The sequence below is a fragment of the Streptomyces sp. NPDC002853 genome (genome assembly GCF_053591915.1).
Genome location: NZ_JBSFUS010000005.1, coordinates 370,730 through 393,572 on the forward strand (window position 1 = coordinate 370,730; position 22,843 = coordinate 393,572).

General features: G+C 71.1%; 22 protein-coding genes. 8 read left to right on the plus strand and 14 right to left on the minus strand.

Annotated features, from left to right (window positions below; genetic code table 11):
- Window positions 1-214: 214 nt before the first annotated feature.
- Window positions 215-781 carry a hypothetical protein gene (locus ACWD02_RS16280; protein WP_451210263.1) on the plus strand — a complete coding sequence of 189 codons (567 nt, stop codon included), beginning with the start codon at window positions 215-217 and terminating at the stop codon, window positions 779-781.
- Between the two features lie 21 nt (window positions 782-802).
- Here the strand turns inward: ACWD02_RS16280 and ACWD02_RS16285 are convergent, their stop codons facing one another.
- From ACWD02_RS16285 to ACWD02_RS16330, 10 genes are all read right to left on the minus strand, one after another.
- Window positions 803-1,429 carry a hypothetical protein gene (locus tag ACWD02_RS16285; protein WP_451210266.1) on the minus strand — a complete coding sequence of 209 codons (627 nt, stop codon included), beginning with the start codon at window positions 1,427-1,429 and terminating at the stop codon, window positions 803-805.
- Window positions 1,430-1,532: 103 nt separating this feature from the next.
- Complete coding sequence (locus ACWD02_RS16290; RefSeq protein ID WP_451210268.1) at window positions 1,533-2,102, minus strand: hypothetical protein; 570 nt, start codon at window positions 2,100-2,102, stop codon at window positions 1,533-1,535.
- Window positions 2,103-2,291: 189 nt separating this feature from the next.
- Entirely contained in the window at window positions 2,292-3,146 is an 855-nt protein-coding gene (locus ACWD02_RS16295; protein ID WP_451210271.1) for an endo alpha-1,4 polygalactosaminidase, read from the minus strand.
- Between the two features lie 126 nt (window positions 3,147-3,272).
- Window positions 3,273-4,151, minus strand: a complete 879-nt coding sequence (locus ACWD02_RS16300) for an SIS domain-containing protein (RefSeq protein WP_451210274.1) — start codon at window positions 4,149-4,151, stop codon at window positions 3,273-3,275.
- 60 nt (window positions 4,152-4,211) lie between these two features.
- On the minus strand, window positions 4,212-5,522 hold the full coding sequence (melA, locus tag ACWD02_RS16305; RefSeq protein ID WP_451210277.1) for an alpha-galactosidase: 1,311 nt from the start codon (window positions 5,520-5,522) through the stop codon (window positions 4,212-4,214).
- Window positions 5,519-6,478 carry a carbohydrate kinase family protein gene (locus ACWD02_RS16310; protein ID WP_451210280.1) on the minus strand — a complete coding sequence of 320 codons (960 nt, stop codon included), beginning with the start codon at window positions 6,476-6,478 and terminating at the stop codon, window positions 5,519-5,521. Before ACWD02_RS16310 ends, melA begins: the two co-directional genes overlap by 4 nt.
- Before the next feature lie 46 nt (window positions 6,479-6,524).
- Window positions 6,525-7,415, minus strand: coding sequence for a carbohydrate ABC transporter permease (locus ACWD02_RS16315; protein ID WP_451210283.1), 891 nt, complete (start codon window positions 7,413-7,415; stop codon window positions 6,525-6,527).
- A complete protein-coding gene (locus ACWD02_RS16320; RefSeq protein ID WP_451210286.1) occupies window positions 7,415-8,377 on the minus strand; it encodes a carbohydrate ABC transporter permease in 963 nt (320 codons plus the stop codon). The genes ACWD02_RS16315 and ACWD02_RS16320 overlap by 1 nt, the downstream gene beginning before the upstream one ends.
- Window positions 8,378-8,385: 8 nt before the next feature.
- On the minus strand, window positions 8,386-9,714 hold the full coding sequence (locus tag ACWD02_RS16325; protein ID WP_451210289.1) for an ABC transporter substrate-binding protein: 1,329 nt from the start codon (window positions 9,712-9,714) through the stop codon (window positions 8,386-8,388).
- 116 nt (window positions 9,715-9,830) lie between these two features.
- Window positions 9,831-10,649: an endo alpha-1,4 polygalactosaminidase gene (locus ACWD02_RS16330; protein ID WP_451210291.1), complete on the minus strand. Its 819-nt coding sequence runs from the start codon at window positions 10,647-10,649 to the stop codon at window positions 9,831-9,833.
- A gap of 269 nt (window positions 10,650-10,918) precedes the next feature.
- On the opposite strand from ACWD02_RS16330, the gene ACWD02_RS16335 reads away from it, so the two are divergent.
- Window positions 10,919-11,677, plus strand: coding sequence for a DeoR/GlpR family DNA-binding transcription regulator (locus ACWD02_RS16335; protein WP_451210294.1), 759 nt, complete (start codon window positions 10,919-10,921; stop codon window positions 11,675-11,677).
- Between the two features lie 20 nt (window positions 11,678-11,697).
- Here ACWD02_RS16335 and hemC read toward each other — a convergent pair whose 3' ends face one another.
- On the minus strand, window positions 11,698-12,633 hold the full coding sequence (hemC, locus tag ACWD02_RS16340; RefSeq protein ID WP_451210297.1) for a hydroxymethylbilane synthase: 936 nt from the start codon (window positions 12,631-12,633) through the stop codon (window positions 11,698-11,700).
- Between the two features lie 189 nt (window positions 12,634-12,822).
- Between hemC and ACWD02_RS16345 the strand changes: the two genes are divergently transcribed.
- Window positions 12,823-13,302, plus strand: a complete 480-nt coding sequence (locus ACWD02_RS16345) for a GNAT family N-acetyltransferase (protein ID WP_451210300.1) — start codon at window positions 12,823-12,825, stop codon at window positions 13,300-13,302.
- 4 nt (window positions 13,303-13,306) lie between these two features.
- On the opposite strand, the gene ACWD02_RS16350 is transcribed toward ACWD02_RS16345, so the two are convergent.
- The 3 genes from ACWD02_RS16350 to ACWD02_RS16360 all read right to left on the minus strand — a co-directional run bounded on the left by ACWD02_RS16350 (window position 13,307) and on the right by ACWD02_RS16360 (window position 16,903).
- Window positions 13,307-14,827 (minus strand): MFS transporter, encoded by a 1,521-nt coding sequence (locus ACWD02_RS16350; RefSeq protein ID WP_451210303.1) that lies wholly within the window; start codon window positions 14,825-14,827, stop codon window positions 13,307-13,309.
- Between the two features lie 12 nt (window positions 14,828-14,839).
- Window positions 14,840-16,366, minus strand: coding sequence for an MFS transporter (locus ACWD02_RS16355; RefSeq protein WP_451210306.1), 1,527 nt, complete (start codon window positions 16,364-16,366; stop codon window positions 14,840-14,842).
- A gap of 126 nt (window positions 16,367-16,492) precedes the next feature.
- Window positions 16,493-16,903, minus strand: coding sequence for a VOC family protein (locus tag ACWD02_RS16360; RefSeq protein ID WP_451210309.1), 411 nt, complete (start codon window positions 16,901-16,903; stop codon window positions 16,493-16,495).
- A 326-nt stretch (window positions 16,904-17,229) separates the two neighbouring features.
- Here ACWD02_RS16360 and ACWD02_RS16365 point away from each other — a divergent pair, with 326 nt between their 5' ends.
- Genes ACWD02_RS16365 through ACWD02_RS16385 form a run of 5 tightly spaced genes read left to right on the plus strand, consistent with a single transcriptional unit; the run spans window position 17,230 to window position 22,838 of the window.
- On the plus strand, window positions 17,230-18,840 hold the full coding sequence (locus tag ACWD02_RS16365) for an ABC transporter substrate-binding protein (RefSeq protein WP_451210311.1): 1,611 nt from the start codon (window positions 17,230-17,232) through the stop codon (window positions 18,838-18,840).
- Between the two features lie 56 nt (window positions 18,841-18,896).
- Entirely contained in the window at window positions 18,897-19,850 is a 954-nt protein-coding gene (locus ACWD02_RS16370) for an ABC transporter permease (protein ID WP_451210797.1), read from the plus strand.
- Entirely contained in the window at window positions 19,847-20,737 is an 891-nt protein-coding gene (locus ACWD02_RS16375; RefSeq protein ID WP_451210314.1) for an ABC transporter permease, read from the plus strand. The genes ACWD02_RS16370 and ACWD02_RS16375 overlap by 4 nt, the downstream gene beginning before the upstream one ends.
- Window positions 20,734-21,783 carry an ABC transporter ATP-binding protein gene (locus ACWD02_RS16380; RefSeq protein WP_451210317.1) on the plus strand — a complete coding sequence of 350 codons (1,050 nt, stop codon included), beginning with the start codon at window positions 20,734-20,736 and terminating at the stop codon, window positions 21,781-21,783. The genes ACWD02_RS16375 and ACWD02_RS16380 overlap by 4 nt, the downstream gene beginning before the upstream one ends.
- Window positions 21,780-22,838 (plus strand): ABC transporter ATP-binding protein, encoded by a 1,059-nt coding sequence (locus ACWD02_RS16385; protein ID WP_451210320.1) that lies wholly within the window; start codon window positions 21,780-21,782, stop codon window positions 22,836-22,838. Before ACWD02_RS16380 ends, ACWD02_RS16385 begins: the two co-directional genes overlap by 4 nt.
- The last annotated feature ends 5 nt before the right edge of the window (window positions 22,839-22,843 follow it).

Genomic DNA, 22,843 nt, shown 5'->3' on the forward strand with positions numbered 1-22,843 from the left:
GCGAACGTGGAAGAGCAGGGGGGTAGCGGCGATGTGGTCCGCATGTCGTGGAGCAGTGGGTGCGGTGGCGGCCGCTGGGCTGGTCGTGGCCGTCGCGGGGTGTTCGGCGCGCGGTTCGGCCGAGGCCGTGGAGCCGAAAGAACCGGCGTCAGCGTCGGCGTCGCCATCTCCATCGTCATCGCCGGGCCCGGCCGCACCGCTGACAGCCCCGCAGTTGAAGGATCTCCTGCTGCCGGACGGGGCGGTGCCGGCGATCGAGAGTGCCCCGGCGCAGGGGCCCGTGCCCAAGTACGATCCGCGGGTTCTGGTGCCGGGGCCGGGCTGCCAGGACGTGTTCGACGCGCTGGTGGCACACGACGCGACCACGTCCGTGATCCAGGACTTCTGGTGGCGCGAGGACCAATGGGGTGGGCGGACCTGGCTGGCCTCGTATGCCGGGGACGGTGCGTCGAGGGAGTTCCGCGGGCTCGCTGACGGGCTCAAGACGTGCAAGACCCTGGTGGGGCAGACCCCGGAAGGGAAGCTCAACTCCCGTATCTCCGTGTCGAAGGCACCCGACGGCCTCGGTGACGAAGCCGTCGCCTTCGACCTGAGCATGGACGGCCCCAAGGGCACCGTGCTGACCGACCACCACATCTGGGTGCGGGTGGGCTCCCTCACCGTGGAGTTCAGCGACCGGGGCGCACAGCGCACCCCCGGCTTCCCTCTCGATGTGGTGGCCGGCAAGCAGCTTGATCGGCTCGCACACGTTGATCGGCTCACCCAAGCCCCGCGTGGCTGACGCGGCGGAGCCGACGGTGCGTCAGGCGCAGTGTTCGGCCTTCTCCTGCTCCGTCATGGGGCGGGTGTGCTGCGTCTTGGTGCTCGGCGCGCCGGGCTTCGGGCCGGTCGCGTCGAAGGGTGCGTACCAGATGTAGTGGCCGTGGAACTTGTCCTCGAAGTGCAGCTCGTAGGTGCCCTTGACGCGCTGCAACTGCGACTCGCGCGTGACCCAGCCGACCTCCCCGGGACGGACGTCGACGTTGGTCGTGGCGGTCTCGGTGTGCGAGCTCTCCCAGGTGTGCCCGTACGAGGTCTCGATGCTCACCTTGAACACCTCGGCGAAGCCGTACTCCGCGCTGAGCGAGACGCCGACGCTGTTGGACTCGCCGGTCGTGTCCGCCCAGGAGATGCTGGAACGCTGCAGGTCCGGCGTGCAGTTGTAGGCGCTGTCGCCCACCTGGTGCGCCTCGCCCATCGAATCGGTGCCGGGGCCGTCGGGGTGGAAGACGCACGAGTCGGTGCCGTTGTCGCACTTGTCGAGCAGCTCACGAATGGTGGGGGGTTCTTCGTCGGCCTGCGCGGCGGGCGCGAGGGCAAGGCCGCCCGCGGTGGTCATCGCCGCCAGCAGGATGGCGAGACGGGTACGGGTACGGGTACGGGTGATCATGTGTGATCTCCAGTGGGGGGGAGGGTGACGCTGGTGGGGGGCTGCGGCGCACGAAGGCGCGAGCGCGGCAGTGATCTAGCGGCAGTGATCCAGCGGCAGTGATCTAGCTGAAGCCGATCGACTGGGTGCGGTTGTTCATCATCTGGCCGACGTCCGAGGTGTTCTCGTCGAACGGTCCGTCGCGGTCGCCGCCGAGGTTGGGCTCGGGGTAGAGCCAGATCGCGCAGTTGCCCCAGGGCTGCACGGAGGAGATGCGGTTCTTCCAGTCGTCGCCGAGGTCGTACTGCCAGTTGACCCAGCCGTCCTTCTCGCACAGCGAGGGGCCGCTGATGGTGAGCGTGTCACCCGAGAAACCGGGATCGCTGAAGAACGTTCCCTGGATGACGTCTCCGGCCTGCGCGCGGAACGAGGACGAGTTGACGGCGGCCCGTGGGGTGGCCGGCGCGTCCGTGACGCTTCCGTCGCTTGCTCGGGCCATGGCCTCGGCGAACGTGCCGAAGCAGGCCTGGTCGCCGGTGGTCGCGTCCAGAACGCAGTGTCGCGCTGTCGGTCCGTCCGCTCCGGTCGGTTCGTCGGCTTCTGCCGACTGGATCGAGACGGTGCAGATCAAGCCGGTGGTGACCGCGAGCGCGGCCCGCGTCAAACGATCACGGCGCGTATTTCGTGTCGCCATACGGATTCCTCCATTTCTGGCGTGGGCACATCACCATCCTGTGTAGTGGCTCCGGCGCCGCGTCCGGGGCTGGAATCTCGAATTCCTGTGCCAATAGAGGCAGTTGAGATGACTCGGGCAGCGTTGGAGGGGACTTCGGGCACGACGAAGGGGCAAACGGTCAGAAACGGAGACCGTCCGGAGCGGCCGTCAGCACTGCGCGAAGACGTACCCCTGTGCCCCCTTGGGGCGCACCTCGCGGTCGCGCAGAGTGATGGACAGGCGAGAGCCCCAGGAGTCACAGGCGTTGCGGTAGTCCTTGCGCGTGTACTCGACGGCGAAGACCTTGTCGTCGTACGCGTCGGCGAAGTCGCCGCACTCCTTGTACGCCGCGCACTCCTCGACCACGGCGAAGTCGAAACCGACACGACGGCGCTCGGGAAGCAGGTCGGTGGTGTTCTTCTGGGCGATGGCCAGGCCACGGCTGTGCGCCCGCTCGGCGAGCAACTCGGCGAAGGCGGCGGCGTGCTCGGTCGTGAGGAGATCGTCCGAACGCTCGTAGGAGTCGAGGTTGTCGGGTTCCACGGCGTCGTAACCCGACTTGGCGCAACCGTCGATCCACGGCCCGACGACGTCCATCAGCTGCCGGCGCTTGCCGGGTGTCGAGATGTCCAGGAGCGGCTCCTCCCAGTCCTCGTCGATCACCAGGGAGCCCTCGTCATTCTTCAGGAGGAGGCCGGGGTGGTTCTTCTTCCACCAGGTGATGGCCTTGCCCGGCTGGGTCTGGAAGGCGTTGACGTAGCACACGTTGTAGAGGCCGTCGGCCGGTGCGGCGGAGCGGTCGCGGGAGACCGCCTCCACGGCGTCGTCGGGCGGGTAGGCGCCGCCGAGCTGGTAATCGAAGACGGCGTCCGCCTCCGGCGCGCGTACGGCGCTCGACCGGTCCGTGGCCGGTGTGTCCTTGCCGTCGTCGGCGGTGCAGGCGACGGTGGCCAGGAGGAGGGCGGCGGCGCAGGCGGCCGGCCGGGCAGAGCGCGAGCGGAACAGGGGGTACGGGCGGTGCATCGGAGACTTTCGTTCGGGGCGGCTGCCGAGGGGGTTCCGTGTGGCGAAATGTGACGCGATGTCGATCTTACGTACGTCAGCCGGGGCCTCGCGCGCAGGATGACGGTCAGGCGGGCGCGGGGCCGTTCAGGGCAGGACCACCGAGCGGGTCAGATGGGCCGGTCTGTCGGGGTCGCGCCCCGCGTCCTCGGCGAGCCGCACGGCAAGACGCTGGGCCAGCACGAGTTCCGCGAGCGGGTCGAGCTCGGAGCAGCGGAGGTACGCACCGGTGGCCTCGATCCGGGCGGTCAGCTCCGCGGGCAGCGGGCACAGGCTCCACACGGCGCGTCCGGGACCGGCCACCGCGATGGGCCCGTGGCGGTACTCCATCACCGGGTAGGACTCGGTCCACCGGGCGGCCGCCTCACGCACCTTGAGCGCCGCCTCGTGCGCGAGCCCGGCGTGCCAGCCGTCGCCGAGGAAGGTCAGCTGCTCCGCCGCCACCAGCCGTGGATCGAGCGGCGCGCTCAGGGCCGTGGCCACGTCGGTCAGCGCCCGGTCGGCTGCGTGCCCCAAGTGGGCCAGCAGAAGGACCAGTTGAGTGGTCGGATAGCGGGTCTGTACGACGGATCGTTCGTCGGCGTGGTCGAGGATGATCACGTCGTCGGCGGCGCGCGCGGCAGGCGACCGGGGCACCGCCGTGATCGTGGTGACGCGCGCGGAGGAACGGGCCGCCCCGAGGGCGGTGAGGATTTCGGTGGTGGTGCCGGAACGGGTGAGGGCCAGGATGCGGTCGTAGGGCCGGTGCAGCCGGGCCGCGGATGCGGGGAAGGCGTCGGTGGGACCGTGCCCCAGATCCTCCCGCAGGTGCGCGTAGGCCTGGGCCATGAACAGCGACGTACCGCAGCCGATCACGGCGACCCGCTCGCCCTTGTCGGGCAATGCCTGAGCGTATTCGGGGAGTTGCTTGAGCGCGTATTCCCAGCACTGCGGCTGTGAGTCGATTTCCTGGCTTGTGAGTGACATGGCGGGTGCCTCCTTCGTCAGGTCAGGGGAATGCGATGGGCCGGGTGGGCAGTCGGCCGGTCAGCCGCCCAGCAGAGGGCGCAAGGACGGCTGGAGGCGATCCGCGTGGGCGCTGACCATCTCGTCGCACAGCCGCCAGATCTCTTCCACGGGCAGGGCCGCCGCGGTGGCCGGGTCGGTCATCGCGGCGTGCCGGATGTGGCGTGGCTCATCGTCGAGGGCGGCGCGTACGACCAGGTCGTTCATGCTGAGATACGTGCGGTTGAGCGCCGCGAGCTGCGGGGGCAGCGATCCCACGCGGGTGGGCTGGATGCCGGAGGCGTCGACGAGGCAGGGGACCTCGACCACCCCGTGGCCCGGGAGGTTGTCGATCAGGCCGTGGTTGGGGACGTTGCCGTAGACGGTGCGCGGGGTGCCGGTCACGATGCTGTGGATGATCTGCGGGGCGTACTCCATGGTGCCCTCGACGGTGAGCGGTTCACCGGTGGCCAGGGCGTCGCGGGTGTGGTGATAGGCGGCGACGTTCTCCTCGACGATGCCCAGGTAGGCGCCGACCGGCAGGCGCAGGCGCTCGATCTCGCTGTCGTGGTGCAGGTACCAGGGGACGTACTCGGAGGAGTGTTCGCTGGTCTCGGTGGGGTAGTAGCCGAGCCGCCGGTACATGTCGACGCGCACCCGGCGCCGCAACTGCGCGTCGTCGGCGATGAGTTCGTCGAGTCGTGGATAGAGATCGCGCCCCTGGTGCTCGAACCGCAGCACCCACGCCTGGTGGTTGACGCCGGCCGCCCGGTAGGTGATCTCCTCGTACGGGACGTCGATCAGCTCGGCCAGATCCCGCATGGTCCAGTACACGGAGTGGCACAGGCCCACCACCCGGGTGAGGCCGGTGGCCTGGGTGAGGTACTGGATGTTCATGGCCATGGGGTTGGTGTAGTTGAGGAGCCAGGCGTCGGGGCAGAGTTCGGCGATGTCCTCGCCGAGGGCCTTCAGGAGCGGGAAGGTGCGCAGGGCGCGGAAGATGCCGCCGATGCCGAGGGTGTCGCCGATGGTCTGGCGCAGCCCGTACCGGGCCGGGACGTCGAAGTCGGTGCGGGTGGCCTCGGCCATGCCGACCTGCACGATGTTGATGACGAAGTCCGCGCCCGCCAGGGCCTCGCGCCGGTCGGCGTGGCCGGTGACGGTGGCGTGCGCGCCGAGGTGGCCGGCGATGTACTCGGCGGCGGCCCGCGCGGTGGCCAGGCGTTCGGCGTCGATGTCGTGCAGGGCGATGTGGGCGCCCTTGAGCTCGGGGAAGGCGAAGAGGTCGGCGAGCAGACCCTGCGTGAAGACGACGCTGCCGGCGCCGATGAAGGCGATCCTGGGGTGGGTCATGAGGCGTGCGCTCCGCTCGGGGTGGTGTGGGCGAGGACTTCGTCCCGCGTGGGCTGGGCCGGGGTGCCGCCGTGGGCGCGGGTGGACAGCGACCCGCAGGCGACGGCGAACCGCAGCGCCTCGTGCGGGGGCCGTCCGTCGAGGAGGGCGGCGATGAACCCGGCGTTGAAGCTGTCCCCGGCGCCGACGGTGTCGACGGGGGTCAGGGGGAGGCCGGGCGCGGTCAGCAGGGTGTGGCCGTTGTGGCACAGGGCGCCCGCGGCGCCGTTCTTGACGACGGCCAACGGGACGCGGGCGGCGAGGAGTTCGGCCGCGCGCTCCGGGCTGCCGCCGGCCGGCGCCCCTGCCAGGTGCAGGGCCTCTTGGGCGTTGGGCAGCAGGATGTCGGTCTCGGCGAGCACGGCGTCGAGGGCTGCCTGGTCCCACCGCCCCGACGGGTCGTCCTGGGTGTCCAGGGACGTGCTCGCGCCGTGCCATCGTGCGGTGCGCAGCAGCCGGGGCAGGTCGGCGGCCAGGCGGGGCTGCAGGAAGTACGAGGAGGCGTGGACGTGCCGGGCGTCGGCGAGGAGCTCCTCGGGCACGTCGTCGCCGCTGACGGCGGTCAGGGTGCCCGGCGAGGTGAGGATGGCGCGGTCCTCGCCCCGGGTGAGCACGACGGTGAGCGGGGTCGGCCAAGAGGCGTCCATCCGCAGGGCCCCGGTGTCGACGCCGCGTGCGGTGAGCGCGTCGCGCATGTAGCGGCCGGCCTCGTCATCGCCGACGCGCCCGGCGAAGGCCACCTTCAGGCCCAGGCGCGCGGCCCCGCACGCCATGATCGCGGCCGATCCGCCGGGGGTGAGGGCCCCGGCGTCGACGAGTTGTTCGCGCTGGCCGAAGGCGAGTGGGCCGGTGAGCGGGCCGAGGACGACATCGGGATTGGCGTCCCCGATGACGAGCAGATCGTACGAGTGGGGCATCGGTTTCCTTCGGGTCGTGCGAGGGAGCAGGGAGAGGCGGGAAAGGTCAGCCCTTCAGGCCGCTGGAGGTGACCGAGCGGATGAAGGCCTTCTGGGCGAAGAGGAACGCGAGCAGGACGGGCAGAACGGTGATCACGTTGCCCGCCATCACCGCGGACCAGCGGGTGTGGTGCTGCCCCTGGAAGGTGGTGAGTCCCAGTTGCAGCGTGTACTGGGTGTCGTGGTTGATCGCGATCAGCGGCCAGGTCAGGTCGTTCCACGTGGTGAGGAAGGTCAGTACGGCCACCGTGGCGAGCGCGGGCCGCGCCAGCGGCAGCACGATCGACCAGAGCACCCGCAGCCGCGAACAGCCGTCGATCCAGGCGGCCTCCTCCAGTTCCCTCGGCAGCGAGAGGAAGAACTGCCGCAGCAGGAACACCGCGAACGGCGTGACCAGGGAGGGCACGATCAGGGCGCCGAGCGTGTCGATGAGGCCCAGCTTCTTCATCACCAGGAAGGTGGGGATCATCGTCAGCTGGAAGGGCACGGCCATCGTCGCCAGCATCAGAACGAGCAGCGTCCGCGAGCCGCGGAAGCGCATCCGTGCGAACGCGTAGCCGCCAAGGGCGCCGAAGACGAGGTTCGATGTGACCGCGACGGCGGAGACGATCGCGGAGTTCAGCAGCCAGCGCGGGAACATCGCGTTGCCGAGCACATAGCGGTAGCCGCCCAGATCGATGCTCGAAGGCCACAGCGCCGGCGGGAACCGATTGATCTCGGCGTTGCTCATCATCGAGCTCAGGAGCAGCCAGATCAGCGGCACCGCGAAGAGCAGCGCCAGTGGCGCGAGCAGTGCGTGCCAGCCGCTGAACGGCAGCCGGAAGCGGCGGTGACGCAGGGCGGCGGGCTCGGTGGCCCGGCGCGCGGTGGCCTCGGGTGCGGTGGTGGTCGCGGTCATCAGGCGGCTGCTTTCGTACGAAGGGTGCGCCCACGGCCAGGGCCACGGCCACGGACCACGCGCAGCACGACGGTCACCACGAACAGGGCGAGCGCAAGGACGTAGGCGGCCGCGGCGCCGTATCCGGCGGTGAAGTTCTTGAAGGCCTGCTCCCAGATGAAGTAGACGATCACGGTGGTCGACCCGAGGGGCCCGCCCTTGGTGGTCACATAGACCAGGTCGAAGACCTGAAGGGACTGGATGGTCTGCCACAGCAGCAGGAACACGCTGACCGGGGAGAGCGCGGGCAGTGTCACGTGCCGCAGCAGATGCCACCGCCCCGCGCCGTCCAGGCGGGCCGCCTCGATCAGTGACCGGTCGACGTCCTGCAGTGCGGCCAGGTAGATGACGGTGCACAGCCCGGTGCCGCTCCACAGCGTGATGGCGACCAGGACGAACAGCGCCTGCGAGGAATCGGTGAGGAAGCCCTGCGGAGAGATCCCCAGGCGGTGGAGCACGGAGTTGGCCGCCCCGAACTCGGGGTCGAGGATGAACGAGAACAGCACGCCCTGGGCGGTGGCCGAGATGACGAACGGCACGAAGAACAAGGTGCGGTACAGGCCGACGAAGCGGATCCGGCGGTTCAGTGCCAGGGCGAGGGCAAGTCCGACGGCGATGCTCAAGGGCACGTACAAGAGGGTGTAGAGCAGGGTGTTGCGCACGGCCTGGCTGAAGTGCGGGTCCTGGGACAGCGCCCGGTAGTTGTCAAGGCCCACCCAACGGCTGGGCGTGACCAGGTCGTTGGCCTGGAAGGACAGCAGCAGCGACCACACGACCGGCAGGACGCTCAGACCGAGGATGACGAGGACGGCGGGGGAGACGAAGGCCCAGGCGGTGGCGGTCTCGCCGCGGCGCCGGCGGCGCAGGGCGCGTCGGCCGGACGCGTCCGGCGGCAGGGTCAGGGGGCGGGGAAGTGGCGGCATATCGGTCCTCAACGCGGGATCAGCAGGGCGGCGTTGGCCTCTTCGGCGCAGGAGCGCACCGCGTCGGCGGGGCTCTTGCGGCCGAGCAGCACGGAGACGACCGCCTGCCCGAGGGACTGGGAGATGCGGGGGTAGGCGGCATGCACGGGGCGGACCCGCGCCGATGTGACCGCCTCGGTGAACACCGGAAGGCCGGGCATGCCGGCGGCGTGCTCGCGCCAGGCCGGGCGGTCCTGGCTGCGCCGGCTCAGCGGGAGACTGCCCGCCTCCACGGCCCAACGGCTGTCCTGGGCAGGCTGGTTGAGCCAGGTGACGAAGGTGCGGGCCGCCTTCGCCCGGGCCTCGCCGTTGTCGAAGACCGTCCAGGTGTCGGGGCCCGAGATGGTCACGGGGCGGCGGCTGAAGCTGGGCATCGGCACCACGTGGTGGTCGACCTTGGCCTGGGTGATGTCCGGCAGCTGCCAGGGCCCGGTGGGCACCATGCCCATCCGTCCGGAGAGGAAGACCTGGTACATCTGCTCGCTGCCGGGCTTGGGGTCGACGTACACGCTCTTGTCGCGCACCAGGTCCCGTACGACCTCAAGGGCGCGTACGCCCTCCTGAGCGAAGCCGATGCCGTGCCCGTCGTCGGCGATCACGTCGCCGCCCAGGTCCCACACCATCGGCCACATCCGCCAGACGGTGTCCTCGTCACCCGTGCCGGGCCAGCCGGTGCCGAAACGGCCGCGGGAGGCGTCGGTCAGGCGGCGTGCCGTGTCGGTGAACTCCTGCCAGGTCCAGCCGGGTTCGGGCAGGTCGAGCCCCGCCTCGGCGAATAGTTTCTTGTTGCAGACCACGGCGAGGCAGTCCAGGAGCGCCGGCACCGCACGGACCCGGCCGTTGATCGTGACTGCCTGCCGGGCCGGAGCCCAGAAGTTGCGCCACGGCGTAGGTCCCTCCCGCACATGGGCGGTCAGGTCGACCACCTCGGGGCTCCGGGCGACGCTGGCCAGGTCGGAGCCGAAGACGTAGGCGATGTCGGGATAGGAGCCCGCGGCGAGCGCGGCGGTGATCTTCTGGAGCATGGCGTCGGCGAGGACACCGCCGCCCATGTCGACGCGGATGTCGGGATGGGCGGCGTGGAAACGGGCCACCAGACCTTTCAGGACCTTCGCGGCGGTGTCCGTCTGCCCGTGCCACAGCTGGATGGTCACCCGCCCGTCGGGCCCGACCCCGTCGGCGGGCCCGGTGCCGCAGCCGGCCAGCGCGCCCCCGCCCGCCACCATCGCCGCCGCGCCGCCCGCACGCAGCACACCGCGCCGTGACGGCCCGCCCGGCGCTCGGGGTCCTGTGCTCATCACTGCCTCCAGGGGGATGGGGTTTGCCCGCGGCGCGGAAGGTCCATGGGCACGCGGGGGCCATGGGCCGGGGCGTCCATGGCGAGGGAGGGGGAGAGGCCGGAAGGGCCGGGAATTCAGCAGGTCCGGCGGACGTGTCCGTCACTGCCCGCGGGCGTCACGTCGACGTCGCGGCGCACGATGCCCAGCCGGTCGCCGAAGCCCGCGCAGGCCTTGCGCAGTCCGGCGTCCGTGTACTCGATGACCAGGACGTCGTCGCCGAACGCGGAGGTGTAGTCCCCGCACTCGTCGTACGCGCCGCACTCCTCGGCGACGGCGAAGTCGAGCCCCGTCCGATGCCGCTCACCGGCCAGCTGAGGAGTGTTCTTCTGCGCGACGGCCAGGCCCTGGTCGTGGGCGTGCGCGGAGAGCAGCGCGACGAAGGACATGGCCTGATCGGCCGTGAGCAGGTCGGGGAAGCGGGTGAAGGTGTCGTAGTTGTCCGGCTCGACGGCCTGGAAGCCCTGGTCGGCGCAGCGGTCGATCCAGCCGCCGACCTTGGCGGCGATGCGCTCCCGCTTGCCCGCGGTGCGGATGTCCAGGACGGCCTCGCCCCAGTCGCCGTCGTACACGACATCGCCGTTGTCGTCCCGCAGCAGCAGGTCGGGGTCCCAGTCGTCCTCCGCTCCCGGCTGGGCCTGGAAGGCGTTGAGGTAGCAGATGTTGTACAGGCCGGGCGCGGGGGCCGCCGCCGCGTCCCGGCTGACGGTCTCGACCCCGGCGGGCGGTGTGTACGCGCCGCCTATCTGGTAGTCGAACCCGGCGTGCCGCGGCGGCAGCGGGGCGGCGGTCGCGCCCGCGGAGGCGGTCGACGGGGCGAGCAGGCAGGCGGCCGCGGTGGCCGTGAGGGCCGCGGACGCGGCGACACCCCTGCGCAGAACACGATTGAGGCTCATCTCAGAGCTCCAGATGTCTGGGGGCACGTCCCCGCCTCGGACACAAGAAGGGTCCTGGCGACTCAGTCCGGGCTCATGGCCGAGGCCAACTACCGGCTAGGCGTACCTCTGCGCCGAGTGCTCGGCATCGGCGTGCCAGGGAGTTAATCGAGCAGCTTCGGTCATGTCAAGAGATGCGGACTGGAGAGCACTTGGCCGACTCGCGCAAAAGCGCGCACGAATCGTGCGGGACTCTGCTCGAAAAGGCGTCCGGGGTCTATGCTCGCCCAGTGCTGAGAAGCGACCGCCAGGCGCGGATACTTGAGCATGTCGCCGCCCAGGGCAGCGCGGACGTCACGCAGTTGGCCGGGCTGCTCGGCGTCTCGCAGGCGACGGTGCGCCGCGACCTGCGGCAGCTGAGCGACCAGCGACTCCTTGAGCGCACGCACGGCGGCGCGGTCCTCGGCGGTGTGAGCATCGAGGTGCCGCTCAGGCACCGGATCGACCAGCGCTCCCCGCAGAAGCAGGCCATCGCGCGGGCCGCCGCCCGGCTGGTCCCCGCGGGTGCGGTGGTCGGGCTCACCGGCGGCAGCACCACCACGGAAGTGGCCAGGCTGCTCGCCGACCGCGGCCCCGTCACGATCGTCACCAACGCCGTGAACATCGCGGCCGCCCTCGTCCTGCGCCCGACCGTCACCCTGATCGTGGTTGGCGGCACCGCCCGCAGCGAGAGCTACGAACTGGTCGGCCCCATCGCGGAGAAGACCCTCGCCGACCACCACACGGACATCGCGTTCCTCGGCGTGGACGGCATCAGTGCCGCCCACGGGTGCACCACGCACGACCAGTTGGAGGCGGCCACCGACCGCGCCTTCGCGGGACACAGCAGCCGTACCGTCGTGGTCGCCGACCACACCAAGATCGGCAGAGCGACGTTCGCCAAGATCTGCCCGACGGTCGGCGTGCACACCCTCGTGACCGACGCCGGAGCGGCCGGAGGTGAGCTGGAGGCCATCGCCGCCCTCGGCGTGCGGGTCACCGTCGCGTGAGCGCCCTCGACGCGGGGGTTTCAGTGCGCGATCGAGTCGATCAGCTCGCGCGCGCCCTGGCGGAGCAGCGTGACCGCCACGGACGTGCCGAGCGTCGCCGGGTCGAGCGGCCCTGCCCACTCGTGGGCGTTGAGGACGGTCTTGCCGTCCGGGGTGAAGACCCGGGCGCGCAGCGAGAGGTCGCCGCCCCGCTCGCAGCGCGCGTACCCGGCGATGGGGGAGTTGCAGTGCCCCTGCAGGACGTGCAGGAACATGCGCTCGGCGGTGGCCTCCCGCCAGGCCTCCGGGTCGCCGAGGCCCGACACGGCGTCGATGGTCCGCGTGTCCTCCTCGCGGCACTGCAGCGCCAGGATGCCCGCGCCGATCGGCGGGCACATCGTCTCCACCGAGAGCACCTCGGTGACCACGTCCATACGGTCGATGCGCTCGAGGCCCGACACCGCGAGCAGCAGCGCGTCCGCGTCGCCGGCGGCCAGCTTCTCCATCCGGCGCCCGGCGTTCCCGCGCATCGGGACGCACTGCAACTCCGGGTGCGATGCGGCGAGTTGCGCGATGCGGCGCACCGACGACGTGCCGATGCGGGTGCCCGCGGGCAGCTCGTCCAGGGTGAGCCCGCCGGGATGGATGAGCGCGTCACGGATGTCGTCGCGCTTGAGGAACGCGGCGAAGGTGGTGCCCGCCGGGAGCGGCCGGTCCGCCGGTACGTCCTTGACGCAGTGCACCGCGAGGTCCGCCTCGCCGGCGAGCAGCGCGGCGTCGACCTCCTTGGTGAACGCGCCCTTGCCGCCGAGCTTCGCGAGGTCCCCCATCCAGCGGTCCCCGGAGGTCGTGACCGGTACGACCTCCGTCCGGATCCCGGGGTGCAGCGCGGCGAGTTCGGCGCGTACGCGCTCCACCTGGGCCAGCGCCATGGGGGAGGAACGGGAGACGATGCGGATCAGCTCAGGAGCGGACATGCGCACCACGATAGGCGCTTGCCACGGCAGTCTGTTAAAGGGCTCCGCATCGAACCGCGGGCCCCGGTGGATCCGCTCGGCCCGGCCGGCCCTGGCGTGCGCGACGCCCTCGGGCCTCATAGCGTGAGAAGCAGCCGGTCACCGTCCTGCCCCCGCGCGGGTCCCGGCGTCCGTCACCTGGGAGGTTCCATGTCAGCCGCCGCCGCTCACCAGCGGTCCCCGATCGTTCTCGAACGCATGGCCCCCACCCATCTGGCCGACGTACTCGCCCTGGGACGTGAGCTGTACGACACCACGGTGAAGCCGTACACCTCCTGGTCGCTCTCGGCGATCGCCCGGCATCTGGACGCCGATGCCTCCTCCTGCTGGGTGGCGCTCGACGGGGGCGAGCTCGCCGGGTTCGTCCTTGGCTCGATGGGGTTCGACCAGCGCACGGACTGGGGGAACCTGGAGTGGATCGCCAGCGCACCCGCCCATCAGGGCAAGGGCGTCGCCAGCCATCTGGTGCAGGCCTGCTGCGCGACGCTGACCGCCGCCGGTGCCACCGCCGTGGTGACCGACGTCGAGTCGCGCAACACGGCGTCCGCCACGCTGATGCGCCGCAACGGCTTCGAGGAGAGCGTGACGGTCACCCTCTTCGTGCGCGAGGCACCGGACCCGGTGGCCTGACGGACTAACCCGCGCAGTCCTTGCCCGGCTCCAACGGCGGTGCCTCGACGCCCAGGTGGGACTTGCAGCGTGGGGTGTTCCCCGCGTCCTCATGCCAGGAAGCGGGCCGTGGGCGGATGAAGACGGCTGCCGCTGCCGCCGCGAGGACGAACAGGCCCGCACAGCCCACGGCCGCCTTGCCGAACGCCGAGTTCAGAAGGTCGGCGTCCGCGTACGCCGTCCCGGACAGGCCCACCGCGAGCGGCAGCGCGGCGACGACCAGCATCTGGGCCACTCGCGCCGCGGTGTTGTTGACGCCGCTGGCCAGGCCCGCGCGCCCGGCGTCGACCGAGGCGAGGACCGTGGCGGTCAGCGGAGCCACGAACAGGCTCATCCCCAGGCCGAGGACCACGACCGCGGGAAGGACCTCGGTGACGTACGCGGCCCCGGGCTCGATCCGCAGCATCAGGAGCGCACCGGCGGCCGCGATCAACGGCCCCGCGACCAGCGGCAAGGTGGGCCCGACCCGCCGCGCGAGATCGCCCGCGGCCGCCGAGAGCAGCAGCATCAGGACCGTGATCGGCAGCGTTGCCGTGCCCGCTTGCAGCGCGTCGTAGCCCAGCGTCGTCTGCAACTGCACCGGCAGCATGAACAGGAGCCCGCCGATGGCCGCGTACAGGCACAGCGTCATGATGTTGGCCGCGCTGAACAGGCGGGAGCGGAAGAGGGAGAGCGGCAGCATCGGGTTGCGGCGGCGGTGCTCGACCACGACGAAGGCGACACCCGCCGCGAGCCCGCCGAGCCCCGGCAGAAGCGCCGCCGCCTTCGACGCGTCTCCCGCGGCGCCGATCAGCGCGAAGCTGATGCCCGCGAGGAACAGCGCCGCCAGGCACGCCCCCGTCACGTCGAACGGCTTCTCGGCGGCGCCTTCGGCCCGGCTCTCCGGGACATGGCGGACCGCGAGGAGGACGAGGGCCGCCAGCGGCACATTGATCAGGAAGATCCACCGCCAGCCGGGCCCGTCGATCAGCCAGCCGCCCAGGAAGGGCCCGACGGCGCCCGCCACCCCGCCAAGACCCGACCAGGCGCCCACCGCGCGTGCCTGGTCCTTCGGCCGGAACGACGTACGGACCAGGGCGAGCGACCCCGGCGTGAGGAGCGCGCCGCCGATGCCCTGCAACGCCCGCGCCGCGATGAGCGTCCCGGCGTTCTGGGCGAGCCCGCACAGGGCCGAGGCGACGGCGAACCACACGACGCCGATGACCAGGGTGCGCCGCCGCCCGATCCGGTCGCCGAGCGCCCCGCCGAGCAGCAGCAGCGCGGAGAGGGTGAGCATGTAGGCGTTGACGACCCACTGCAGGGACGCGAGGGACGTGTCCAGGTCCCGGCCGAGGGTGGGCAGGGCGACGTTCACCACCGTGCCGTCCAGCATCGCCATGCCGGACGCGAGTACGGCGCAGGTGAGCACCCAGCGGCCCCGTGCCGAGGCCAGCGTGACGCCCCCGTCGCCGTCCTGCGCGGGTGAAGCCTCCGCTGCGGTTGCCATCGCCCCTCCGTCCTACATGTGCACCGCGCCGCCGCCCGCGTCCGAGTGGACCGGAGCTCCCCTGCGGTACAGCACGACCGTAACGATCAGCCCGACCGCGAAGAAGACCGCCGACCACGTGTACGCGGTCGAGTAACTCTCCATCGCGGACTGGGCCTTCACCTGTGGCGTCGGATCCCTGCCCACGAGGTAGTTGGCCGCGGCGCTCGTGGCCAGGGAGTTGAGCAGGGCCGTGCCGATCGAACCACCCACCTGCTGGCTGGTGTTGACCATCGCCGATGCCACTCCCGCGTCGTGCGCGGCGACGCCGGCGGTGGCCATGCTCATCGCCGGTGCGAAGACCAGGCCGAGGCCGAGACCGGCGACGAGCAGCGGCGGCAGCACGTGCGCCGCGTACCCGCTGTGCACGTCGAGTGCGGTGAGCCAGGCCATCGCGGCAGCCGCCAGGCCCATGCCGAGCGGCACGATCGGCTTCGCGCCGAACCGCGGCACGAGCACGTTGGTCGTGACGACCGAGATCACCACCATGACGGCGACCATCGGCAGGAACGCGAGCCCCGTCTTGACCGGCGTGTAGCCCAGGATCTGCTGGAGGTAGTACGTCAGGAACAGGAAGACGCCGAACATGCCCGCACCGGAGATGAACATCGCGAGGAACGACGCCCCGCGGTCCCGGTCGAGCACCACCCGCAGCGGGAGCAGCGGATGAGCGGCCCGCGTCTGCCACCAGGCGAACGCCGCCACGAGGACGGCGCCGACCACGAGGAAGCCCCAGGTGTCCACGTCGCTCCAGGCGTGCGTCTCGGCATTGGAGAAGCCGTAGACGATGCAGAAGAGGCCCGCGGAGACCAGCAGGGTGCCCGGGACGTCCAGCTTCGGCCGGTCGGCGGGCCTGCCGCCGTGCAGCAGCCGGGCGCCGCCCAGCATGGCGAACACCGCGAAGATCAGGTTCACGTACAGGCACCAGCGCCAGTCCAGGTACTCGGTCAGGATGCCGCCGAGGAGCAGACCGACCGCACCGCCCGCGCCCGCGATGGCGCCGTAGATGCCGAACGCCTTGGCGCGTTCCTTGGGGTCGGTGAACGTCGTGGTGAGCAGGGACAGCGCGGCGGGCGCCAGGAGCGCGCCGAACACGCCCTGCAGGGCGCGGGCCACCACCAGCATGGTGAAGCTGGACGCCGCGCCGCCGAGGGCCGAGGCGAGCGCGAATCCGCCGAGTCCGGCGAGGAAGACCACTTTGCGGCCCACCAGGTCGGCGATGCGCCCGCCGAGGAGCAGCAGGCTGCCGAAGGCGAGCGCGTAGGCGGTGACGATCCACTGGCGGTTGCCGTCGCTGAACCCGAGGTCCTGCTGGGCCGAGGGCAGCGCGATGTTCACGATCGTCGCGTCGAGGACCACCATGAGCTGGGCGATGCCGACGATGCCGAGGATGAGCCAGCGGTGCTCGTGGCTGCCGCCGCTGGGATGCGGGGGAGCGGAGGCGCTGGATCCTGCGGTCTGTCCCGCTTCGAAGGGCTCGGGCGCGGGCGAGCGGTCCATCGGTGCCTCCAGACGTCCCCCCGCCTCTCAAGACATCCCCGTCACACCGTAGACGCGCTGCTCAGGGCCCGCGACCGGGGCGCGGTGGGGCCCGGTCGCGGAGCCGGCGCAGGGTTCTCGGGGTGGTCAGCTCTGCTGGCTGATGTTGACCATCCAGGGGATGCCGAAGCGGTCCGTGCACATGCCGAACACGTCGCCCCACATCTGTTTCTCCAGCGGCACGGCCACCGAGCCGCCGGAGGACAACTTCTCCCAGTAGCCGCGCAGCTCGGCCTCGTCGTCGCCGCTGAGGCTCACCGAGAAGTTGTTGCCCGGGGTGTGGTCCATGCCGGGCGGTGTGTCGGCGCCCATCAGGGTGAAGCCGTTGGGTGCCTCCAGCATGCCGTGCATGATCTTGTCGGCGGACGGGGTGTCCTGCTGGCCGGCTTCACCGAAGGTGTTGAGCGCGAGCTCGCCGCCGAAGACCTCCTTGTAGAACTCCAGGGCCTGGCGGGCGTCGCCGCCGAAGCTGAGATACGGGTTGAGGCGCGAGACCATGAAAACCTCCCGGAACGGGGTGGAACGGTCAGTTGCGCGGAGACTAGCGCGGGGCACCGACAACGGCCCGGCGAGCGACGGGCGCGCGTCCGGGCGGAGGGCACGCGGGGACGAGACGGGCATACGACACGTCGTCCCCTGATGGACGGAAAGTCCGCTGCATGTAGCGTGCAGCCATTTGTCGCACCCGGTTATTCAATCTTCATCAAATCCGGTCCGGCATCCGGACGGACCCCTTGTGTGCGGACTGTATGCGAAATACGTTCTGCCGTATTCCTTGATCGTCCACGATCAGCCCGGAACCACCCTGGCGGAGGTACCTACCCGTGCGCCGAAAAGCGGTTGCCCTCGCGGCAGTTGCCCTGGTGATGTCCCTGACGGCGGGCTGCGGCTCCCTGCAGTCCTCGGCCACCGAGGTCGGCGGTGAGCGCATGACCGACGACCGTCCCGTGCGCGACGGCGGCACCCTCACCGTCGCCCTCAACGCCGACCCGGACAAGCTCGACCCGACCCTCGCGCAGACCCTCGTGGGCCGCACCGTGTTCGCCGGGATGTGCGAGAAGCTCTACGACATCGACGAACACGGAACGGTGATTCCGCAGCTCGCCACCGCCCTGCCCAAGACGTCGAAGGACGGCCGCACCGTCACCTTCGGCCTGCGCAAGGGCCTCAGGTTCAGCGACGGGACCAAGCTGGACGCGGCCGCCGCCGTCACCTCGCTGCTGCGCCACCGCGACCTCGCCGGCTCCGCGCGCGCCACCGAACTCGCCCCGCTCGCCGGGGCGAGGGCGACAGGCCCGTACACCGTGCAGCTCGCGCTCAAGCAGGCATATGTCCCCCTCACGGCCGTCCTCGCCGACCGCTCCGGCATGGTGATGTCGCCGACCGCGCTCAAGAAGTACGGCAAGAACTTCACCAACCACCCCTCCTGCGTGGGCCCGTTCAAGTACGTGGAGCGGGTCGGCGGCGACCGCATCGTGCTCGCCAAGGACCGGAACTACTACGCGGCCGACCGGGTCCACCTCGACAAGGTGATCTACAAGCCGATACCCGACGGCAACGTACGCCTGGCCAACCTGCGCTCCGGAGACATCCAGGTCGGCGACCAGATGACACCCGTCGACGTACGCAGCGCGCTCACCGAGCCCGACCTCCAGCTCTTCAACTCGCCCTCGCTCGGCTACCAGGGCATCGGCTTCAACGTCGGAAACGTCAAGGGCCTGGGCGAGAAGCCGGGTCGCATCGACACACCCCTCGCACAAGAGCCCCGGGTCCGCGAGGCCTTCGAGCTAGCCATCGACCGCGACCTCATCAACAAGGTCGTCTTCCAGGGCATGTACGAGCCCGCCTGCGGCCCCGTCTCGCCCGAGTCCGCCATCGCCCCGGGCGTCAAGGCGAGTGCCTGCCCCAAGCGGGACGTCGGCAAGGCAAAGCGGCTCCTCAAGGAGGCGGGTGTGAAGACACCGGTCCGCATCGAGCTGAAGGTGTCCACGACCCCCGAATCCAGCCGCCTCGGGCAGGTCGTGCAGGCCATGACCAAGGAGGCGGGGTTCGCGGTCACGCTGCGCCCCACCGAGTACGCCACGATGCTCGAGGAAACCGACTCCGGGCGCTACGACGCCTTCACCAGCGGGTGGTCAGGGCGGCTCGACCCGGACGGCAACATCGCCAGCTTCCTCCAGACACGCGGCGCGATGAACGCCTACGGGCTCTCGGATCCGGACATCGACCGGCTGGTCGAGCGCGGCCGCGCCGAGGCCGACCCGCAGGAACGCACCAAGATCTACGGGGAGTTGACCCGGCGTGCCCAGGAGCGACGCGGGCTCATCTACCTCTACCGCCAGAAGAACTACATCGTCGCCGGCAAGGACGTCGCGGGCGTGCGCGTCTACGGCGACGGCCTGGTCCGCGTCTCGACTGCGGGGTACACCCGATGAGCCTGAGTCCGCCGCGTCCGAAGGCCGCTCGCCCGAGCGCCCTGCGCCTGAGCCCCATGACGTCCTATCTGCTCACCCGCCTGCGCCAGTCCCTCATCACGCTCGTCCTGGTCAGCATGGTCGTCTTCGCCGGTATCCGCGCCCTGCCGGGCGACCCGGCGCTCGCGCTCGCCGGTGAGGAGCGCAGCCCCGAGGCGCTCGCCGCCATCCGCGACAGCTACGGCCTGAACGACAACATCGTCGTCCAGTACGGGCGCTTCATCGGCCATGCGATCACCGGCGACCTGGGGACCTCCTCACGCACCGGCCTCCCCGTCTCCGACGCGATCACCGCGGCCCTGCCCATCACCCTCGAACTGGCGGCGCTCTCCCTGCTGCTGGCGGTCACGGTCGGCATCGGTGCGGGCATCGTCGCCGCCGTGCGACGCGGAAAGCCGGAGGAGTGGCTCGCCAACGCGCTCGCCCTGCTCGGGCTCTCCATCCCCACCTTCTGGCTGGGCATGGTCCTGGTCCTCGGCCTCGCCATCGCCGTGCCGGTCTTCTCGGCCTCCGGATACGTGCCCTTCGGCATCGACCCGCTGGACAATTTGCGCCGCATGGTGCTGCCCGCGATCGTCCTCGGCTCGGGGCTCGCGGCCGTCGTGATGCGCCAGACGCGGGCGGCGATGCTCGACTCGCTCTCCGCCGACTACGTCCGCACCGCGCGGGCCAAGGGCCTGTCCCGGCGCGAGGTCATCGGGGGGCACGCGCTGCGCAACTCCCTGGTCACCGTCGTGACCGTGCTCGGCCTCCAGCTCGGGCACCTCATCTCGGGAGCCGTCGTCACCGAGCAGATCTTCGTCCTGCCCGGCTTCGGCAAGCTCACCATCGACGCCGTCTTCACCCGCGACTACGCGACCCTGCAAGGCGTGGTGCTGTGCACCTCCGCCGCGTACATCTTCATCAACCTGCTGGTCGACGTGGCGTATTCGGTCATCGACCCGCGCATCCGGCTCGGAGGTGCCCGGTGACGACAGCGGTGCTCACACGACTGGGGCAAAAACGTCCGGTCAAAGCGGGCGGCGGCAGCGGCAAGCTGCGCGCCCTGCGCAGGAACCGGCTCGCCATGACCGGCGGCGTCATCGCCGCCGTGTTCGTCCTCGCGGCGCTCTTCGCCCCGCTGGTCGCGCCGTACGACCCCGCGCGCCCCGACTTCGCCAACGCCCTTGCCGCGCCCGGCTGGTCGCACTGGCTCGGCACCGACGACCTCGGCCGCGACCAGCTGTCCCGTGTCGTGTACGGGGCGCGGGCCTCCATGCAGGTGGGCGTGGTCGCGGTGGCGCTCGCGTTCGTCGTCGGGGTGCCGCTCGGCCTGCTCGCGGGCTACTACGGCAAGTTCACCGACAGCGTGGTCTCGCGGCTCACCGACACCATGCTGGCCTTCCCCTTCCTGGTGCTCGCCGTCGGGCTCGCCGCCGTGCTCGGCCCCTCGCTCACCAACGCGACCATCGCCATCGGCATCTCACAGATCCCGGCCGTCATCCGCATCACCCGCGCGGAGACCCTGCGGCTGCGGCACGTCGACTACGTGGCCGCCGCCGTCGCCAACGGAGGCGGCGACGCCACCGTCCTCTTCCGGCACATCCTGCCCAACGCCACCTCGGCGCTGACCGTCCAGGCGACCGTCGGCATCCCCGCCGCGATCATCGGGGAGGCGCTGCTCAGCTTCCTCGGCCTGGGAGTGCAGCCACCCGAGGCGTCGCTCGGCGTGATGCTCTCCGGCGCACAGTCCTTCCTCGCGCCCGCACCGTGGATGGCGGTCTTCCCCGGACTCGCGGTCGTCGCGGCCACCCTGGCGTTCAATCTGCTCGGCGACGGCCTGCGGGACGTCCTGGACCCCCGAGGAGCCACCCGATGAGTCACTCGATGAGTCAGCCGACGACCGAGCCCGTACTGAGCGTGCGCGACCTGTCCGTCTCCTTCCGCTCCGACACCCGCACCGTGCACGCCGTCGACCACCTTTCCTACGACGTCGCCCCGGGCGAAGTGCTCGCGGTGGTCGGTGAGTCGGGATGCGGCAAGTCCGTCACGGCGATGGCCGTGATGGGGCTCCTGCCGCCCACCGCGCACATCGAGGGGTCGATCAGACTCGGCGGCGCCGAGATCGCAGGAGCGAGCGAGAAGGAACTCGGGCGGGTCCGCGGCAAGGACATCGCGATGATCTTCCAGGAGCCGATGACCTCGCTCAACCCGGTCCTGACCATCGGCCGGCAGATAGGCGAGGTGCTCCGCCGCCACCAAGGCCTGTCGAAGAAGGAGGCACGCGCGCGCGGCGTCGACCTCCTCGGCCTGGTGGGCATCCCCGCCCCCGCCCAGCGCGTCGACGAGTATCCGCACCAGCTCAGCGGCGGCATGCGGCAACGCGTCATGATCGCCGTCGCGGTCGCCTGCGACCCGTCCGTCCTGATCGCCGACGAGCCGACCACCGCACTCGACGTCACCGTCCAGGCGGGCATCCTCGAAGTCCTGCAGTCCCTGCGGGAACGGCTCGGCACCGCGATCGTGCTGATCACCCACGACCTGGGCGTGGTGGCCGACACCGCCGACCGCGTCCTGGTCATGTACGCGGGCCGCCCCGTCGAACAGGCCCCGGTGCACGAACTGTTCGCCGAGCCGCGCCACCCGTACACCCGCGGCCTCCTCGGCGCGGTGCTGCGTCCCGGCGGCGAGGGCAAGCGGCGGCTGCCCGAGATCCCCGGCCTCGTGCCGAGCCTCGACGCGCAGCCGGACGCCTGTACCTTCGCCCCGCGCTGCGCGCACGCCGACGACCGGTGCACGACGGGCAGGCCCGGCTTCAAGGCGGTCTCCCGGAACGCCGGTGCCGATGCCGCGCACCGGGCGGCCTGCTGGCACCCGCAGGACGCCGCCGTTGGCACGCCCACCATCCAGGAGGCCGGACAGTGATCCCCCCGCAGACGCGCGAAGACAAGACGGCCCCGGTGCTCGAACTGGTCGACCTGGAGCGGCACTTCGCCTCACCCGGTGGCTTCGTGCGCGCCGCCGACGGCGTCACGCTCACCGTCGGCAAGGGCGAAGTCGTCGGGCTGGTGGGCGAGTCGGGGAGCGGCAAGTCGACCGTGGGGCGCTGTGCCGTACGTCTCGACGAACCCACCGGCGGCACGGTCCGCATCAACGGCACGGACGTCACCCGCCTCTCGCGCCGTGCCCTGCGGCCCCTCCGGAAAGACTTCCACCTCGTCTTCCAGGACCCTTCCTCCTCGCTCGACCCACGCATGACCGTCGGGCAGATCATCACCGAACCCCTGCGCCTGCACGGCATCGCCAAGGGGGACGCGGCACGCGCGCGCGTGGCCGAACTCCTCGGCCAGGTCGGCCTGCGCCCCGAGCACGCCGACCGGCACCCGCACGAACTCTCCGGCGGCCAGCGCCAGCGCATCTCCATCGCCCGCGCGCTCTCCGTCGACCCGGACCTCCTGGTGGCCGACGAACCCACCTCGGCCCTCGACGTCTCCGTGCAGGCCTCGGTCCTCAACCTCCTCGCCGACCTGCAGCGGGACCGCGGCTTCGGCTGCCTGTTCATCACGCACGACCTGGCCGCCGTGGAGTTCCTCGCCGACCGCATCGCGGTTATGTACCTCGGCCAGATCGTCGAACAGGCACCGACCGCCGAACTGTTCGCCGACCCCAAGCACCCTTACACGCAAGCGCTCCTGTCCGCCGCGCCCGTGCCCGACCCGGCGCTCCAGCGCACCCGCGAGCGCATCGTCCTCAGCGGCGAGCTGCCGAGCCCGCTCGCCCCGCCGCCCGGGTGCCGCTTCCACACGCGCTGCCCGCTGGCCGTCGACCGCTGCCGCGTCGAGGTGCCCGAGCTGCGCCTGCTTCCCGGGGACGGCGGGCGCGAGGTCTCCTGCCATTTGGTCGCCGACGACGGCACGGCTCCCGACGCGGCCGCCGCCCCGACCCTCCGTACGATCCCCAGTACCCGCACCGCACGCTAGGAGCA